The sequence below is a fragment of the Pseudomonas sp. JUb42 genome (assembly GCF_024807945.1).
GTDB lineage: Bacteria > Pseudomonadota > Gammaproteobacteria > Pseudomonadales > Pseudomonadaceae > Aquipseudomonas.
Map to the genome: position 1 here is coordinate 583,097 of NZ_JANUFD010000001.1, position 18,011 is coordinate 601,107.

14 protein-coding genes are annotated in these 18,011 nt (G+C 61.2%); 9 read left to right on the top strand and 5 right to left on the bottom strand.

The genetic code is table 11. The features are described 5' to 3' along the window. The first annotated feature begins 7 nt into the window (after window positions 1–7). From M2401_RS02770 to M2401_RS02790, 5 genes are all read left to right on the top strand, one after another. Entirely contained in the window at window positions 8–301 is a 294-nt protein-coding gene (locus M2401_RS02770; protein ID WP_259099338.1) for a BolA family transcriptional regulator, read from the top strand. A gap of 124 nt (window positions 302–425) precedes the next feature. Beyond that, window positions 426–1,376: a rhodanese-related sulfurtransferase gene (locus M2401_RS02775; RefSeq protein WP_259099339.1), complete on the top strand. Its 951-nt coding sequence runs from the start codon at window positions 426–428 to the stop codon at window positions 1,374–1,376. A 36-nt stretch (window positions 1,377–1,412) separates the two neighbouring features. After that, window positions 1,413–2,015: a DsbA family protein gene (locus M2401_RS02780; protein ID WP_259099894.1), complete on the top strand. Its 603-nt coding sequence runs from the start codon at window positions 1,413–1,415 to the stop codon at window positions 2,013–2,015. Continuing rightward, window positions 1,963–3,819, top strand: a complete 1,857-nt coding sequence (locus tag M2401_RS02785) for an ABC transporter ATP-binding protein (protein ID WP_409033865.1) — start codon at window positions 1,963–1,965, stop codon at window positions 3,817–3,819. The genes M2401_RS02780 and M2401_RS02785 overlap by 53 nt, the downstream gene beginning before the upstream one ends. A 149-nt stretch (window positions 3,820–3,968) precedes the next feature. Next, complete coding sequence (locus tag M2401_RS02790; RefSeq protein ID WP_259099343.1) at window positions 3,969–6,431, top strand: EAL domain-containing protein; 2,463 nt, start codon at window positions 3,969–3,971, stop codon at window positions 6,429–6,431. 3 nt (window positions 6,432–6,434) lie between these two features. Here the strand turns inward: M2401_RS02790 and M2401_RS02795 are convergent, their stop codons facing one another. The 5 genes from M2401_RS02795 to M2401_RS02815 all read right to left on the bottom strand — a co-directional run bounded on the left by M2401_RS02795 (window position 6,435) and on the right by M2401_RS02815 (window position 11,267). Then, on the bottom strand, window positions 6,435–7,361 hold the full coding sequence (locus tag M2401_RS02795; RefSeq protein WP_259099345.1) for a GGDEF domain-containing protein: 927 nt from the start codon (window positions 7,359–7,361) through the stop codon (window positions 6,435–6,437). A gap of 217 nt (window positions 7,362–7,578) precedes the next feature. Continuing rightward, window positions 7,579–8,319, bottom strand: coding sequence for a YciK family oxidoreductase (locus M2401_RS02800; RefSeq protein WP_259099347.1), 741 nt, complete (start codon window positions 8,317–8,319; stop codon window positions 7,579–7,581). 178 nt (window positions 8,320–8,497) lie between these two features. Beyond that, window positions 8,498–9,169 (bottom strand): N-acetylmuramic acid 6-phosphate phosphatase MupP, encoded by a 672-nt coding sequence (mupP, locus tag M2401_RS02805; protein ID WP_259099349.1) that lies wholly within the window; start codon window positions 9,167–9,169, stop codon window positions 8,498–8,500. Window positions 9,170–9,173: 4 nt separating this feature from the next. Beyond that, entirely contained in the window at window positions 9,174–9,872 is a 699-nt protein-coding gene (gene ubiG / locus M2401_RS02810; protein WP_259099350.1) for a bifunctional 2-polyprenyl-6-hydroxyphenol methylase/3-demethylubiquinol 3-O-methyltransferase UbiG, read from the bottom strand. A 42-nt stretch (window positions 9,873–9,914) separates the two neighbouring features. After that, window positions 9,915–11,267: a TRZ/ATZ family hydrolase gene (locus M2401_RS02815; RefSeq protein WP_259099352.1), complete on the bottom strand. Its 1,353-nt coding sequence runs from the start codon at window positions 11,265–11,267 to the stop codon at window positions 9,915–9,917. Window positions 11,268–11,570: 303 nt separating this feature from the next. Between M2401_RS02815 and mtnA the strand changes: the two genes are divergently transcribed. The 4 genes from mtnA to pheA all read left to right on the top strand — a co-directional run bounded on the left by mtnA (window position 11,571) and on the right by pheA (window position 18,006). Next, on the top strand, window positions 11,571–12,647 hold the full coding sequence (gene mtnA / locus M2401_RS02820) for an S-methyl-5-thioribose-1-phosphate isomerase (protein ID WP_259099353.1): 1,077 nt from the start codon (window positions 11,571–11,573) through the stop codon (window positions 12,645–12,647). Window positions 12,648–12,943: 296 nt separating this feature from the next. After that, entirely contained in the window at window positions 12,944–15,721 is a 2,778-nt protein-coding gene (gyrA, locus tag M2401_RS02825) for a DNA gyrase subunit A (protein ID WP_259099355.1), read from the top strand. A gap of 105 nt (window positions 15,722–15,826) precedes the next feature. Further along, window positions 15,827–16,912 (top strand): 3-phosphoserine/phosphohydroxythreonine transaminase, encoded by a 1,086-nt coding sequence (gene serC / locus M2401_RS02830; RefSeq protein WP_259099357.1) that lies wholly within the window; start codon window positions 15,827–15,829, stop codon window positions 16,910–16,912. After that, window positions 16,912–18,006: a prephenate dehydratase gene (gene pheA, locus M2401_RS02835; RefSeq protein ID WP_259099358.1), complete on the top strand. Its 1,095-nt coding sequence runs from the start codon at window positions 16,912–16,914 to the stop codon at window positions 18,004–18,006. Before serC ends, pheA begins: the two co-directional genes overlap by 1 nt. Window positions 18,007–18,011: the final 5 nt, after the last annotated feature.

Genomic DNA, 18,011 nt, shown 5'->3' on the forward strand with positions numbered 1-18,011 from the left:
ATCTGTCATGACCATGCAAACGCGTATCGAGTCGGCTCTTGCCGTGTTTCAACCGGTTTACCTGCATGTGCTCGATGAGAGCCACATGCACAGCCGTGGCGAGCAGACCCACTACAAGGCGACCGTGGTCAGCGAACAGTTCGAGGGGCTCAGCTCCGTCAAGCGCCACCAGAAGGTCTACGGCCTGCTCGGTGGCCTGATGGGCGAGTTCCACGCTCTGGCGCTGCACACTTATACGCCTGAAGAGTGGGCGAAGACCGGTGCGGCCCCGGCATCACCGACCTGTGCCGGTGGGCACTAATCGGGCTGCCTGCAACGCTCCGGTTTTTGCTAGAATCCGCAACGCGCCGCGACCCGGCGCGTTTTTTATTGGCTTTTTTTCGATCCGGTAGGCCCTTTGCGAGGGTCACCACCTGGAGTTACACATGTCCGAAGCACCCGTCACGGCGCCTATCGTTGTTGCCGCGCTGTACAAATTCGTCACCCTTTCCGATTACGTTGAACTGCGTGAGCCGCTGTTGCAGGCCATGGTCGACAACGCTATCAAGGGCACCCTGCTGATTGCCGAAGAGGGCATCAATGGCACGGTTTCCGGCAGCCGCGAAGGTATCGATGGCCTGCTGGCCTGGTTGAAGCTGGATCCGCGCATGATCGATATCGATCACAAGGAGTCCTACTGCGACGAGCAGCCGTTCTATCGGACCAAGGTCAAGCTGAAGAAAGAAATCGTCACCCTGGGTGTGCCCGGCGTCGATCCGAACAAGGCCGTGGGCACTTATGTCGAGCCCAAGGACTGGAACGCCCTGATCACCGACCCTGAAGTGCTGCTCATCGACACGCGCAACGACTACGAAGTGTCCATCGGCACCTTCGAAGGCGCCATCGATCCCAAGACCACCAGCTTTCGCGAGTTTCCGGAGTACATCAAGGCGCACTTCGACCCGGCCGTACACAAGAAGGTGGCGATGTTCTGCACCGGTGGCATTCGCTGTGAAAAAGCCTCCAGCTATATGCTCGGCGAGGGCTTCGAAGAGGTCTACCACCTCAAGGGCGGGATTCTCAAGTACCTGGAAGAGGTCCCAGAGCAAGAGAGCCAGTGGCGCGGCGACTGTTTCGTTTTCGATAATCGCGTCACCGTGCGCCACGATCTCAGCGAAGGCGACTACGATCAGTGTCACGCCTGCCGTACCCCGATCAGTGTCGAAGAGCGCGCCAGCGAACACTATTCGCCCGGCATCAGTTGCCCGCACTGCTGGGATAGCCTGAGCGAGAAGACCCGCCGCAGCGCCATCGATCGGCAGAAGCAGATCGAACTGGCCAAGGCGCGCAACCAGCCCCATCCGATCGGCTATAACTATCGTCAAAACGAGGCCTGAGCCATGTCCGACCGCCTGCTTTATATAATGGACCCGATGTGTTCATGGTGCTGGGGGTTCGCGCCAGTCGCCGAAGCCCTGGTGCAGCAGGCGAGGGCGGCGGGCTTTCCGCTGCATCTGGTCATGGGTGGTTTGCGCACCGGTAGCGGTGCAGCACTGGACCCCTCGACCCGGCGCTACATCCTCAATCACTGGCAGGCGGTGCATGAAGCCACCGGCCAGCCGTTCCGTTTCGATGATGCGTTGCCTGACGGCTTCGTTTACGACACTGAGCCGGCTTGTCGCGCGGTGGTCACCGCCCGCTCTTTTGACGAGGACATTGCCTGGGCCCTTGTGAAGCGGATTCAGGAAGCGTTTTACCGCGATGGCCGCGACGTGACCCAGGCCTCGGTCCTCGCCGAGCTGGCGGAACAGGCCGGCCTGCCGCGTATCGAATTCGCCGAAGCCTTCGACAGCGCCGCGCAGTTGACGGATACCTCAGCGGATTTCGCCTGGGTCCAGGACCTGGGCATCGCCGGTTTCCCGACCCTGCTGGCCGAGCGTAATGGTCAGCTGGCATTGCTGACCAACGGCTATCAATCGTTGGATGAATTGTCGCCGCTGCTCGGGCGGTGGCTGGAGCGTGCCGTCAGTGCCTGATGGATCGATCCCGCCAGCAGCACCTCGCGACCGCCTGAACTGGGCACAGATTCGCCAGTTGGTCGTGCGCCACAAAAAAGCCCTGTGGATCGCCAACGGCGTGGCGGTCCTGGGCACCCTGTGCAGCGTGCCGATCCCCTTGCTGCTGCCGTTGCTGGTGGACGAAGTGCTACTGGGCCACGGCGACTCGGCCCTGCGCTTCATGAATCACCTGTTGCCCGACAACCTGCAGAAGGCTGCCGGGTATATCGGCCTGATGCTGTTGTTTACCTTTTGTCTGCGCCTCAGTGCCCTGGTGTTCAACGTGGTTCAGGCGCGGCTGTTCGCGCGGTTGGCCAAGGACATCGTCTACCGTATCCGCGTGCGCCTGATCGAGCGCCTCAAGCGTATTTCCCTGGGTGAATACGAAAGCCTGGGCAGCGGTACGGTGAGCGCGCACCTGGTCACCGATCTCGATACCCTCGACAAGTTCATCGGCGAGACCCTCAGTCGCTTCCTGGTCGCCATGCTGACCCTGACCGGCACGGCGACCATCCTGATCTTCATGCACTGGAAGCTGGCGTTGCTGATCCTGTTGTTCAACCCCCTGGTGATCTACGCCACGGTGCAGTTGGGTAAACGGGTCAAGCACCTGAAGAAACTGGAGAACGACAGCACGTCGCGCTTTACCCAGGCCCTCACCGAGACCCTGGAAGCGATTCAGGAAGTGCGCGCCAGTAATCGCCAGGGTTTCTTCCTTGGCCGGCTCGGCCTGCGGGCCAAGGATGTGCGCGATTACGCCATCGCCTCGCAATGGAAAAGCGATGCCTCAAGCCGCGCCAGTGGTCTGTTGTTCCAGTTCGGCATCGATATCTTCCGCGCCGTGGCGATGCTTACGGTGCTGTTCTCTGATTTGTCCATCGGCCAGATGCTCGCGGTGTTCAGTTACCTGTGGTTCATGATTGGCCCGGTCGAGCAGTTGCTCAACCTGCAATACGCCTATTACGCGGCGGGCGGTGCCCTGAGCCGGATCAACGAGCTGCTGGCTCGGGAGGATGAGCCGCAGTATGTCGGTGGCTCCGATCCGTTCGTCGGTCAGACCACGGTGGGCATCGATATTCGCGAGCTGAGCTTTGCCTATGGCGAGGTGCAGGTGCTCGATCAATTGAACCTGTCGATTGCGCCCGGCGAAAAGGTCGCCATTGTCGGCGGCAGCGGCGGTGGCAAGAGCACTCTGGTGCAACTGCTGTTGGGGCTGTACACGGCCCAGTCCGGGACCATCAGCTTCGGCGGCCAGACCCAGCAGGATATCGGTCTGGAAACCATTCGTGACAACGTTGCCGTGGTGCTGCAACACCCTGCGTTGTTCAACGACAGCGTGCGCGCCAACTTGACCATGGGCCGCGAGCGCAGCGATGAAGCCTGCTGGCGTGCCCTTGAGATCGCGCAGCTGGAGGCGACCATTCGTGCCTTGCCTGACGGCCTGGACAGTATCGTCGGACGTTCCGGTGTACGGCTGTCTGGCGGCCAACGCCAGCGCCTGGCGATTGCCCGGATGGTCTTGGCCGAGCCCAAGGTGGTGATTCTCGACGAAGCCACGTCGGCTCTGGATGCCGCCACTGAATACAACCTGCATCAGGCCCTGGCGCGCTTTCTCAGTGCGCGCACGACCCTGATCATTGCCCACCGTCTGTCGGCGGTGAAACAGGCCGATCGGGTGTTGGTATTCGATGGCGGGCGCATCGCCGAGCAGGGCGGTCATCAGCAACTGATCGCTGACGGCGGCCTTTATGCCAAGCTTTACGGACACTTGCAGCAAGTCTGACCTGCACCTGCGCCATTGAATCGCCATCTCACGTCAGCGCGGTCACCGGTGTCCGCTCTGTCACTTTGTCAAATTTGACAAAAACGACACTCCACTTCGCGGATATGTCCTAGGCTCAGAGCTCAGGACCAGCCGTCGGAAGGGAGCCCATGAAGTCAGAGCGGATCTTTGCCACCCCTAGTCTGCTGGGCATCGTATGGCCGTTCATTGCCGTCATCCTGTTCCAGACTCTGCTGGGCTGCGTCAGCCTTTACACCCTTTCGGGCGTGCGCAGTTACGTGGCCGGTGAGAGCCTGTGGTCCAAGGGCCAGAAAGACGCCATCTATTACCTGTCGCTGTATGCCAACAGCCGTAATGAGGCCGACTACCTGCGTTATCGCCAGGCCATGGCCATCACCCAGGGCGACCATGATTTCCGCATGGCCCTGGAGCAGAAAACCCCTGATCTCGACGCCGCGCGCACGGGCATCCTGCAAGGTGGTAACCATCCGGGGGATGCGTCGGGGCTGATCTGGCTGTATCTGAACTTCCGTAATTTGACCTATATGCGCACCGCCATCGGCCATTGGCAGATTGGCGACGAATACATGCTGCGCCTGGATCACCTTGCCCGGGACATGCACGAGCGCATCGCCAGCAATCAGGCAAGCCCGGCCGATCTGCTTGACTGGCGCGAGCAGATCGTTGCTATCAATGAGGGTGTCACGCCCGCCGCACGAGCGTTTAGCGATGCTCTGGGCGAGGGCTCACGGGCGATCCTGCGGGCATTGCTGCTGTTCAATCTATTGACGGCGATCGGCCTGATTCTTCTGGCCCTGCGCCATACCCACAAGCTGCTGGCCCAGCGCCGCGCCTTTGCCGATGCCTTGCAGCTGGAAAAGGATCGCGCACAAACCACCCTGCAATCCATCGGTGATGCGGTGATCACCACGGATGTCGCCGGGGCCATCGTCTATATGAACCCGGCCGCTGAAAGCATGACCCGCTGGACCCACACCCAGGCTCTCGGTTTGCCTTTGGCGGCGCTGTTCAACCTGCTCGACGAGAACGATCAGCGCGAAGGCGCAACCCTGGTCGAGCATATTCTGGCGGGCAAGCTGGGCGCGGGCAGCGAGCATTTCAAATCGATCCAGCGTCTGGATGGCACCACGGTGGCCGTGGCGCTGGTCGGCTCGCCCATCCGTACCGAGGAGGGCGCCAGCGGCACGGTGCTGGTCCTGCATGATATGACCCGCGAGCGCCAATACATCGCCAACCTGTCGTGGCAGGCCAGCCATGATGCCCTGACTGGGCTGGCCAATCGCCGCGAGTTCGAGTTTCGACTGGAGCGGGCTCTGGAATATCAGTTGGTAGAGCCGGGACGGCACTCGCTGATGTTTCTCGACCTGGACCAGTTCAAGCTGGTCAACGACACCAGCGGCCATGCGGCCGGGGACGAGCTGCTGCGGCATATCTGTACGGTGTTGCAGCAATGCCTGAGTGAAGGCGACACCCTGGCGCGCCTGGGGGGTGATGAATTTGGTGTGCTATTGCCCAACTGTTCACCGCAGATCGCCGAAAAGATGGCCGAGGTGCTGCGCCAGTCCGTGCAGACCCTGCAGTTCGTCTGGAAAGGCCGGCCCTTCGTGACCACGGTCAGCATCGGCCTGGTTCATGGCTCACCGGCCCTGGCGACTTTGGAGGCCAGCCTGCGGGCAGCGGACATGGCCTGTTACATGGCCAAGGAAAAGGGCCGCAATCGGGTGCAGGTCTATCACCCTGATGACTCTGAGCTGTCCAGTCGCTTCGGCGAAATGGCCTGGATTCAACGCCTGCACATGGCCCTGGAGGAGAACCGTTTCATCCTGTATGCCCAGGCCATTGCGCCCCTGGACGATAATCCCGAGCATGCCGGTGGCCATGTGGAAATCCTCCTGCGCCTGCGCGATGAAACCGGGCGCATCATCCTGCCCGACAGCTTCATCCCGGCCGCCGAGCGCTACGGCATCATGAGTTCCCTGGATCGCTGGGTGGTGCGCAGTGTGTTCCGGGTGATCGCCAAGTGCTTGCGCGAGGGCCATGCTGGGCCCAAGGCCACCTGCGCGGTCAATCTGTCCGGCGCCAGTGTTGGCAATGATGAGTTTCTCGAGTTCCTGCGCCAGCAGTTCAAGACCTTCGGCATTCCGCCGCATATGATTTGTTTTGAAATCACCGAGACCGTGGCCATCTCCAATCTGGGCAGCGCGATTCGCTTTATTAACGAGTTGAAGGCTATGGGCTGTTACTTCGCTCTGGATGATTTCTGCGCTGGGATGTCAACCTTTTCCTACCTCAAGCATCTGCCGGTGGACTACCTGAAAATCGACGGCAGCTTCGTCAAGGACATGCTCGATAACCCGATCAACCGGGCCATGGTCGAGGTGATCAACCATATTGGCCATGTGATGGGTAAGCGGACCATCGCCGAGTTTGTCGAAACTCCACAGATCGAGGCGGCTTTACAGGAGATCGGTGTCGATTTCGCACAGGGCTATCTGATCGAAAAACCCCGGCTGTTCACCTGCGAGTGCCTGCACGCACGGCCGGCGCGGCCGGTGACCAGGCTCGCCAGCGTGCCGGGGGCATTCGGTTGAGGCTTAGCCGGCCATACTCAGGCGATTGCGCCCGCCGCGCTTGGCGACGTACAGCGCGCTGTCGACCCGGCGCAGCAGGCTGTCGGCGGACTCGGCAGGCAGCAGCGTTGCGCAACCGAGGCTGATGGTCAGCTCCACGGGGCGCCCGACTGCCGGGTGGATCAGTGTCTGGGCGGCCTTGCGCAGGCGCTCACCGAGCATTGCCGCAGTGTCACGGCCGGTGTCGGCGAGGACGACGAGGAACTCTTCACCGCCGAAGCGGAACACCTGATCGCAATTACGCAGCTGCGCCTTGAGTGTGTTGGCGATGGACTTGAGTACTTCATCGCCGACGCAATGGCCGTAGGTGTCGTTGACCTGCTTGAAGTGATCGATATCCAGCATCAGCAACGACAGAGGGCGCAGCTCCTTGGCGGCGGTTTCTATCTCCCGGCTCAGGCTCTGATCCATGGCGATGCGGTTGCCGGTGCCGGTCAGCGGATCACGCAGAGCGCTCTGAGTCGCGGCGCGATACAGCAGGGCATTGCGGATCGGGAACAGCAGGCAGGCCAACAGCGCTTCAAGGTCGGCCAGCTCGCGCTCCAGGAACCCCATATTGCGTTGCAGGCCCAGTTCACCGAGGGACTGGCCTTCGTAGCTGAGGCTATAGGTGACGCTGTGCCGACCATTGCCGCCCAGGCGCAATTTCACATCGCTTTGTTCATGGCGATAGGTCAGGCCGTCCAGGGGAATCAAATGCTGCACATGTTTGAAGAACAGCGTGAGGATGCGCTCGGCTTCCAGGCTGCTCTGCAACCGCTGGTCCAGATGCTGGCGCAACTGCGCCACATTGATCGGTGCCGCCAGGCTGAAATGGCCCACGGCACTGCTCTTGCGCTGGGAGCGGGCAAGGTCGAAATCAATGATGTTGGTCTGGACGGGAGAACTCATGGTTGCACTCCTCAGCAAGTGTTGCTGTCTTGAATGAGGTAGAGCGAAAGTCGTGCCATCTACGGAAAATTAAATTAACTGCCGCAGGATCAAGGGCTTGGCGCTTTGGCGGAACTGCCATTGAATTGGCGTTGGCAGTTTGTTGGCGAGGAGAGGGGCAGAAAACGGTCGCCGCACCGTTTGGCGACAGATTACTGCCGCCAAGCAGCGAGAGGGCTTATTGCGCGTTGAAAGCCTGGCCGTTGATGCCAGCGCTGTCGGGGCCCATCAGGTACAGGTACACCGGCATGATCTGCTCGGGCAGCGGGTTATCCAGCGGGTTCTCCCCCGGATAGGCCTGGGCACGCATGCTGGTGCGGGTCGCCCCCGGATTGATGCTGTTGGCCCGCACTGGCGCGACACCATCGACTTCTTCGGCCAGAGTCTGCATCAGGCCTTCGGTGGCGAACTTCGACACGCCATAGGCGCCCCAGTAGGCCTTGCCCTTGCGCCCGACACTGCTGGAGGTGAATACCACCGATGCGTCCTGGGACAGCTTGAGCAGCGGCAGCAGGGTGCTGGTCAGCATGAACATGGCGTTGACGTTAATGTGCATGACGCGCATGAAGTTCTCGCCGGACAACTGTTCCAGGGGCGTGCGCGGACCGATGATCGAGGCGTTGTGCAGCAGGCCGTCGAGGTGGCCGAATTCGCTTTCGATCATCGCTGCCAGCTCGTCGTACTGATGGGGCAGGGCAGTTTCCAGGTTGAACGGAATCACCGCTGGTTGTGGGTAGCCAGCGGCTTCAATCTGGTCATAGACCTGGGTCAGGTTGGCTTCGGTCTTGCCCAGCAGTAACACGGTGGCGCCATGGGCGGCGTAGGTCAGCGCGGCAGCGGCACCGATGCCACGTCCGGCGCCGGTGACCAGAATTACCCGGTCCTTGAGCAGTTCAGGGCGAGCGGAGTAGTCGAACATGGGGTACCTCGGTGAAAATAGATGATTGGCGTCGTCCCACAGCAACCACTGTGGGAGCGAGGCTTGCCCGCGAATCAGTCGCTGCGGTGAACCAGACATATTGCGTTATCGTTCTTCACGGGCAAGCCTCGCTCCCACAAAGAACTCAGTTACTTATAAGGTGTTGATGAGCACCGTATCAACAACTGCACAACGCGTTATCCAGCACCTTGCGCAGCTCCAGCGGGTGATCCACCACCACATCGGCACCCCAGTGATCCGGGTTGTCATGGGGGTGGATATAGCCGTAGCGCACGGCGGCGGTGCGGGTGCCGGCGTCGCGGCCGGACTCGATATCGCGCAGGTCATCACCGACGAACAGCACGCTGGCCGGGTCCAGGTCGAGCATGCGGCAGGCCAGGATCAGCGGTTCCGGGTCCGGCTTGCTGCGGGTCACATGGTCCGGGCAGATCAGCAGGGCCGAGCGCTCGGCCAGCTTGAGTTGCTGCATGATCGGTTCGGCAAAGCGCACCGGCTTGTTGGTCACCACGGCCCAGATCAGGTTGGCTTTTTCGATGTCGGCCAGCAGCTCGGCCATGCCGTCGAACAGATGGCTATGGACGGCGCAACCGACCTGATAGCGCTCCAGAAACTCCAGGCGCAGGGCCTCGAATTCCGGGGCCTCGGGGGACATGGCGAAGGTCGCTGCGACCATGGCCCTGGCGCCGCCGGAGATCTGGTCGCGGATCAGTTTGTCGGCGATTGGCGGTAATTCGCGATCGGCCAGCATGGCCTGGCAAATGGCGATGAAGTCCGGCGCGGTGTCGAGCAGCGTGCCGTCCATATCGAAGAGAACTGCCCTCAAGCGCATGCTGTCATGCCTCCCGCAACGTCTGGATCATGTAGTTGACGTCGACATCGGACGCCAGCTTGTAGTGTTTGGTCAGGGGGTTGTAGGTCAGGCCGATGATGTCCTTGACCGTAAGCCCCGCCGCTCGGCTCCAGGCACCCAGTTCGGAAGGACGGATGAATTTCTTGAAATCGTGGGTGCCACGCGGCAGCAGGCCCATGATGTATTCGGCGCCGACGATGGCGAACAGGTAAGCCTTGGGGTTGCGGTTGATGGTGGAGAAGAACACCTGGCCGCCGGGCTTGACCATGCGCATGCAGGAGCGGATTACCGACGACGGATCCGGCACGTGCTCGAGCATTTCCAGGCAAGTGACCACGTCGAACTGCTCGGGCATCTCTTCAGCCAGGGCTTCGGCAGTGATCTGCCGGTATTCCACTTCCACGCCGGATTCCAACTGGTGCAGGCGGGCCACGGCCAGGGGTGCTTCGCCCATGTCGATGCCGGTGACGGTGGCACCGCGCTGAGCCATGGCTTCGCTGAGGATGCCGCCGCCGCAGCCGACGTCGAGGACCTTTTTGCCGGCCAGATTGACCCGTTCGTCGATCCAGTTGACTCGCAGCGGGTTGATGTCGTGCAGCGGCTTGAATTCACTTTCGCGGTCCCACCAGCGATGGGCAAGGGCTTCGAATTTGGCGATTTCAGCGTGGTCGACGTTGCTCATGGGAGTGTCCTCTTAAACTCAGAATTCGGTTAGGCCGGCCGCTCAACGCGGGTGTGGGCCGTCTTGTTCGGCCAGGCCGCTGATCCGCAGGCCCCAGGCCCGGGCGGTCTGGCCCAGCGCCTGTTCATCCATGCGGGTCAGGCGACGCTCTTCGAGCAAGGCCTTGCCTGCCACCCACACATGGCTGACGCAATCGCGGCCGGTGGCATATATCAGTTGCGATACCGGATCATAGACCGGTTGCTGGGCCAGGCCGGACAGGTCGAAGGCGACCATGTCGGCGGCCTTGCCAATCTCCAGGGAGCCGACCTCGGCCTGCAGGCCCAGGGCGCGGGCGCCGTTGAGGGTCGCCATGCGCAGGGCGCGATGGGCGTCCAGGGCGGTGGCCGAGCCGGCGACCGCCTTGGCCAGCAGTGCTGCGGTACGGGTTTCGCCGAGCAGATCCAGGTCATTGTTGCTGGCCGCGCCGTCGGTGCCCACTGCAACGTTGACGCCGGCCTGCCACAGGCGCTCCACCGGGCAGAAGCCACTGGCCAGTTTCAGGTTGGATTCCGGGCAATGAATCACGCTGGAGTTGCTTTCTACCAGCAAAGCCAGGTCGTCATCGCTGATTTGGGTCATGTGAACGGCCTGGAAGCGCGGCCCGAGCATGCCGAGACGGTGCAGGCGGGCCAGCGGGCGCTCCTGATTCTGTGCCACAGCCTGTTCGACTTCGAAGGCCGTTTCATGGACGTGCATCTGGATCATGGCGTCGAGTTCGTCGGCGATGACCCGGATCTTTTCCAGATTGTCGTCGCCCACGGTGTAAGGCGCATGCGGACCGAAGGCGACGGTGATGCGCGGGTGATGGGCCAGGTCATTGAACAGTTCGACGCCGATATGCAAGGCTTCGTCGGTATTGCGTGCGCCGGGGATCGGGAAGTCGAGCACCGGTACGGTGATCTGCGCGCGCATGCCGCTGTTGTGCACGCGCTCGCTGGCCACCTTGGGGTAGAAGTACATGTCCGAGAAGCAGGTAATGCCGCCCTTGAGCTGCTCGGCGATGGCCAGGTCGGTGCCGTCGCGGACGAAGGCCTCATCAACCCATTTGCCTTCGGCGGGCCAGATATGCTCTTCGAGCCAGGTCATCAGTGGCAGGTCGTCGGCCAAGCCGCGAAACAGGGTCATGGCGGCGTGGCCGTGGGCATTGATCAGGCCGGGGCTGAGCAACATGCCCGGCAACTCGCGAACCTCGACAGCCTGCTGTTTCAAAGCCTCGGCCCGGGGACCGATGTAGACGATGCGCCCATCACGAACGCCCAGGCCATGCTCCTTGAGCACCACGCCGGCGGGTTCGACCGGCACCAGCCAAGTGGGCAGGAGCAGCAGGTCGAGGGGAGCGTTGGTGTTCGGCATGGCAAGGCTTCCGGGCTTATTTATAGGGACGGCGAAGTATACCCGAGCGTCTTGCCGGACGGCTCGCTATAATCGGCGGCTTTTGGCCCCTTGTTTGCGAATTGCAAAGGTTTGCGTGCAGGCTTTCATAACGTGAAGCAGGCGTTACGCCTTGTTGTGGCAAACACCGGACCTGTAGGAGTTGCCGAAGGCTGCGAAAGCGATCTAGTCAGGCAGCCCTATTCGCAGCCTTCGGCAGCTCCTACAAAATCGTATTTCAATTCAGATGGTTATGTTGTGTTTGATAAGAGAGTGGGGTGTGTAATGCGCGATCGACTGTTGGCTGCAGAGAAAGTGAAGGCCATCGATTGGCGAGACGACGCGCTCTACCTGTTGGATCAGCGGGTTTTGCCGTTCGAGGAAACCTGGCACGCCTATAACAGTGCCGCTGGGGTGGCTGAGGCGATTCGCTCGATGGTCGTGCGCGGCGCGCCGGCCATCGGTATCAGCGCGGCCTATGGCATCGTGCTGGGTGCCCGCGCCCGTATCGCGGCCGGTGGTGACTGGGCGGCCGGGCTGGTAGAGGATTTTTCCATACTGGCGGCATCACGGCCGACTGCGGTCAATCTGTTCTGGGCGCTCAACCGCATGCGCGATCGCCTGCAACGGCTCAAGCCCACTGATGATCCGTTGACGGTGCTGGAAGCCGAGGCGGTGGCTATTCATCTGAGTGATCGCGAAGCCAACCTGACCATGGCCCAACTGGGCGCCGAGCTGATCCGCAAGCATCAGGGCAATCTGCAGACCGTGCTTACCCACTGCAATACCGGGGCTCTGGCCACTGGCGGCTTCGGTACTGCCCTGGGCGTTATCCGTGCGGCGCACCTGGAAGGGATGATCGAGCGGGTCTACGCCGATGAAACCCGGCCCTGGCTGCAAGGCTCGCGTCTGACCGCCTGGGAACTGGCCAACGAAGGCATCCCGGTCACGCTTAACGCCGATTCGGCTGCGGCTCACTTGATGCGCACCAAAGGCCTGACCTGGGTCATCGTCGGCGCCGACCGTATCACCGCCAATGGCGACGTGGCGAACAAGATCGGTACTTATCAACTGGCCGTAGCCGCCATGCACCACGGTGTGCGGTTCATGGTGGTGGCGCCGAGTTCGACCATTGACATGGAAACCGCCAGCGGCGATGACATCGTCATCGAAGAGCGCGACGGTCGCGAATTGCTGGAAGTGGGCGGGCAGCGGGTCGGCGCGGATGTAGAAGCCTTCAATCCGGTGTTCGATGTGACTCCGGCAGACTTGATCGATGCCATCGTGACCGAAAAAGGCATCGTCGAGCGCCCTGATGCAGCGAAGATGGCCCTGCTGATGAGCCGTAAACACCTGCATTAAAATGGCCCGGCCAATTGCCATGAAGGCGCCTGTGCGGCTCTGTGAGCGCGTATCAGGCGTCTTCTGGTCGCCTCGCTCATTTTCAGCGCCTTCAAGGGATAGGTCCATGACGGCGTTTGTGCTAACATCCGGCGGTTTCCGGGAGTGCTTGCAAGAGTGGTCCCCACTGCACAGATCCAGGGCATAACTCGTTGATTTGTCGTAAGTCGCTATCCGGCACAGGCCGCTAGCGGCGAGCTTCGTTCGTCCCGCATGGATGACACGAGGTTTCACCAGAAAAAGGAATCAGGCTTCTCATGGGCGAACTGGCCAAAGAAATCCTCCCGGTCAATATCGAAGACGAGCTGAAGCAGTCCTATCTCGACTACGCGATGAGCGTAATCGTCGGACGGGCATTGCCGGATGCGCGCGATGGCTTGAAGCCCGTGCACCGGCGTGTTCTGTTCGCAATGAGCGAACTGGGCAACGACTGGAACAAGCCATACAAGAAATCCGCCCGTGTGGTCGGTGACGTCATCGGTAAGTATCACCCTCACGGTGATACGGCCGTCTACGACACCATCGTACGGATGGCACAACCTTTCTCCCTGCGCTACCTGCTGGTAGATGGCCAGGGCAACTTCGGTTCGGTGGACGGCGACAACGCCGCGGCCATGCGATACACCGAAGTGCGCATGACCAAGCTGGCCCACGAACTGTTGGCCGACCTGCACAAAGAAACCGTGGACTGGGTGCCGAACTACGACGGCACCGAAATGATCCCGGCGGTCATGCCGACCCGTATTCCCAACCTGTTGGTCAACGGCTCCAGCGGTATCGCCGTGGGCATGGCGACCAACATTCCGCCGCACAACCTCGGTGAAGTCATCGACGGTTGCCTGGCGCTGATCGACAATCCTGAGTTGACGATCGACGAACTGATGGAATTCATTCCCGGCCCGGACTTCCCGACCGCAGCGATCATCAACGGTCGCGCCGGTATCGTCGAAGCCTACCGCACCGGTCGTGGGCGCATTTATATGCGTGCCCGGTCCATGGTCGAAGACATCGACAAGGTCGGCGGCCGCCAGCAGATCGTCATCACCGAACTGCCGTACCAGTTGAACAAGGCGCGTCTGATCGAGAAGATCGCCGAGCTGGTCAAGGAAAAGAAACTCGAAGGTATTACCGAGCTGCGCGACGAATCCGACAAGGATGGTATGCGCGTCGTGATCGAACTGCGTCGTGGCGAAGTGCCTGAGGTCATCCTCAACAACCTCTACGCCCAGACCCAGCTGCAAAGCGTCTTTGGTATCAACATCGTTGCGCTGATCGATGGCCGCCCACGGATCCTCAACCTCAAGGATCTGCTGGAAGCCTTCGTCCGTCACCGCCGCGAAGTCGTCACCCGCCGCACCGTCTTCGAACTGCGCAAGGCTCGCGAGCGCGGCCATATCCTTGAAGGCCAGGCGGTTGCCCTGTCCAACATCGATCCGGTCATCGCGCTGATCAAGGCTTCGCCGACCCCGGCCGAAGCCAAGGAAGGCCTGATCAGCACGCCGTGGGAATCCAGCGCCGTGGTGGAAATGGTCGAGCGCGCAGGCGCCGAATCCAGCCGCCCGGAAAACCTCGATCCGCAATACGGTCTGCGTGACGGCAAGTATTTCCTCTCGCCGGAACAGGCTCAGGCCATTCTGGAGCTGCGTCTGCACCGTCTGACCGGTCTGGAGCACGAGAAGCTGCTGGGCGAGTATCAGGAAATCCTGACCCAGATCGGCGAGCTGATCCGCATCCTCAACAGCGCCACGCGCCTGATGGAAGTCATCCGCGAAGAGCTGGAACTGATCCGTGCCGAATATGGCGATGTGCGCCGCACCGAAATTCTCGATGCGCGCCTGGACCTGACCCTCGGTGACCTGATCACCGAAGAAGAGCGGGTCGTGACCATTTCCCACGGCGGCTATGCCAAGACCCAGCCATTGGCGGTCTATCAGGCTCAGCGTCGTGGTGGTAAAGGTAAATCGGCTACCGGCGTCAAGGATGAGGACTACATCGCTCACCTGCTGGTCGCCAACAGCCACACCACCCTGCTGATGTTCTCCAGCAAGGGCAAGGTGTACTGGCTCAAGACCTACGAGATTCCGGAAGCGTCCCGCGCTGCCCGTGGCCGTCCGCTGGTCAACCTGCTGCCGCTGAGTGAAGGCGAGTACATCACCACCATGTTGCCGGTCGACCTGGAAGCCATGCGCAAGCAGGCCGACGAGGAAGACGAGGTCATCGATGGCGAACTCGACGACGCCGAAAACAGCAACGAGACCGAAGAAGAGCGCAAGGCGCGCATCAAGGCCGCGGACAAGAAGAAGGCGCCGTTCATCTTCATGTCCACCGCCAACGGTACCGTGAAAAAAACCCCGCTGGTGGCGTTCAGCCGTCAGCGTAGCGTCGGCCTGATCGCCCTTGAGCTGGACGAAGGCGACATCCTGATCTCCGCCGCCATCACCGATGGCGAGCAGGAAATCATGCTGTTCTCCGACGGTGGCAAGGTTACCCGCTTCAAGGAATCCGATGTCCGTGCCATGGGCCGTACCGCTCGTGGTGTGCGCGGCATGCGTCTGCCGGAAGGGCAGAAGCTTATTTCCATGCTGATCCCGGAAGAAGGCAGCCAGATCCTCACCGCTTCCGAGCGCGGCTATGGCAAGCGCACGGCGATTTCCGAGTTCCCTGAATACAAGCGTGGCGGTCAGGGCGTTATCGCCATGGTCAGCAACGAGCGTAACGGCCGTCTGGTCGGTGCGGTGCAGGTGCTCGACGGCGAGGAGATCATGCTGATTTCCGATCAGGGCACCCTGGTCCGTACCCGTGTCGACGAAGTTTCCAGCCTCGGTCGTAACACTCAGGGCGTGACCCTGATCAAGCTGGCCAGCGACGAGAAACTGGTAGGCCTGGAGCGTGTGCAGGAGCCATCGGAAGTCGAAGGCGACGAACTGGACGACGAGGCGTTGGAAGGCGATCTGTCGGCCTCCGTCGATGCTGACGAAGCCGGTGACGAACTGCAGGCCGATGGTGCTGCGGACGACGAAGCACCGCAGGACTGAGCAAATCCTTGAGTTGAAGGGGGCGGGCAACGCCCCCGGTCTGAATGAACCCGCCTGAGAGCCCGATACGGTGTCGGTGTTCTCGGGGCCGTAGTGAGAGTGGATATGAGCAAGCGAGCCTTTAACTTCTGCGCAGGTCCTGCTGCGCTTCCTGAAGCTGTTCTGCTGCGCGCCCAGGCGGAACTCCTGGATTGGCATGGCAAAGGCCTGTCGGTCATGGAAATGAGCCATCGCAGCGATGAGTTCGTGTCCATCGCCAATAAGGCTGAGCAGGACCTGCGTGACCTGCTGAACATTCCGTCCAACTATAAAGTGCTGTTCCTGCAAGGTGGCGCCAGCCAACAATTCAGCCAGATTCCGCTGAACCTGTTGCCCGAAGACGCCACTGCCGATTATATCGACACCGGTATCTGGTCGCAGAAAGCCATTGAAGAAGCGTCGCGCTACGGCCACGTCAATGTCGCGGCCAGCGCCAAGCCTTACGACTATTTCGCCATTCCCGGCCAGAACGAGTGGAAGCTGTCCAAAGACGCTGCCTACGTTCACTACGCCCCGAACGAAACCATCGGTGGCCTGGAATTCAACTGGATTCCTGAGACTGGCGACGTGCCATTGGTCGCTGACATGTCTTCGGACATTCTCTCGCGCCCGGTGGATATCTCGCGTTTCGGCATGATCTACGCCGGTGCCCAGAAGAACATCGGCCCGAGCGGCATCCTGGTCAACATCATTCGTGAAGACCTGCTGGGTCGTGCCCGTTCGCTCTGCCCGACCATGCTCAACTATAAGGTCGCGGCCGATAACGCCTCGATGTACAACACCCCGCCGACCCTGGCCTGGTATCTGTCCGGCCTGGTCTTCGAGTGGCTGAAAGAGCAGGGCGGCGTCGAAGCCATTGCCAAGCTCAATGACGTCAAGCAGCGCACGCTGTATGACTTCATCGATGCCAGCGGCCTGTACAGCAATCCGATCAACAAGTCCGATCGCTCGTGGATGAACGTGCCGTTCCGTCTGGCCGATGATCGCCTGGACAAGCCGTTCCTCGCCGGTGCCGAAGCGCGCGGTCTTCTCAACCTCAAGGGCCACCGTTCGGTGGGCGGCATGCGTGCCTCCATCTATAACGCGGTGGATATCCACGCAGTCAATGCGCTGGTGGCGTACATGGCTGAGTTCGAGAAGGAACACGGCTAATGTCCGAACAGGAACTCAAGGCCCTGCGGGTCCGCATTGACAGTCTGGACGAGAAAGTCCTGGAGCTGATCAGTGAGCGCGCCCGCTGCGCCCAGGAAGTGGCGCGGGTGAAAATGGCGTCCCTGGCTGAAGGCGAGGTGCCGGTGTTCTACCGTCCCGAGCGCGAAGCCCAGGTGCTCAAGCGCGTCATGGAGCGTAACCGTGGCCCGCTGAGCAACGAAGAGATGGCGCGGCTGTTCCGCGAAATCATGTCGTCGTGCCTGGCCCTGGAACAGCCCCTGAAAGTGGCTTACCTCGGCCCTGAAGGCACCTTCACCCAGGCTGCTGCGATCAAACATTTCGGCAACGCCGTGATCAGCCGCCCTATGGCGGCGATCGACGAAGTGTTCCGTGAAGTTGCCGCCGGTGCGGTTAACTTCGGTGTCGTCCCGGTGGAAAACTCCACTGAAGGTGCGGTCAACCACACTCTCGACAGCTTCCTCGAACATGACATGGTCATCTGTGGCGAAGTCGAGCTGCGCATTCACCACCATCTGCTGGTGGGCGAAAACACCAAGACCGAGAGCATCAGCCGCATCTACTCCCACGCCCAATCCCTGGCCCAGTGCCGCAAGTGGCTGGACGCGCACTACCCGAATGTCGAGCGCATCGCCGTTGCCAGCAACGCCGAAGCAGCCAAGCGGGTCAAGGGTGAGTGGAACTCCGCTGCCATTGCCGGTGACATGTCTGCAGGCCTGTACGGCCTGACGCGTATTGCCGAGAAGATCGAAGACCGTCCGGACAACTCGACGCGTTTCCTGATCATCGGCAGTCAGGAAGTGCCGCCGACCGGTGACGACAAGACCTCGATCATTGTCTCGATGAGCAACAAGCCCGGCGCGCTCCACGAGCTGCTGGTGCCTTTCCACGAGAACGGCATCGACCTGACCCGTATCGAGACCCGACCTTCGCGCAGCGGTAAATGGACCTACGTGTTCTTTATCGATTTCGTCGGTCATCACCGCGATCCACTGGTCAAGGCCGTACTGGAGCAGATCAGCCAGGAAGCGGTTGCACTCAAGGTACTGGGTTCCTACCCGAAAGCGGTTCTCTGACAGGG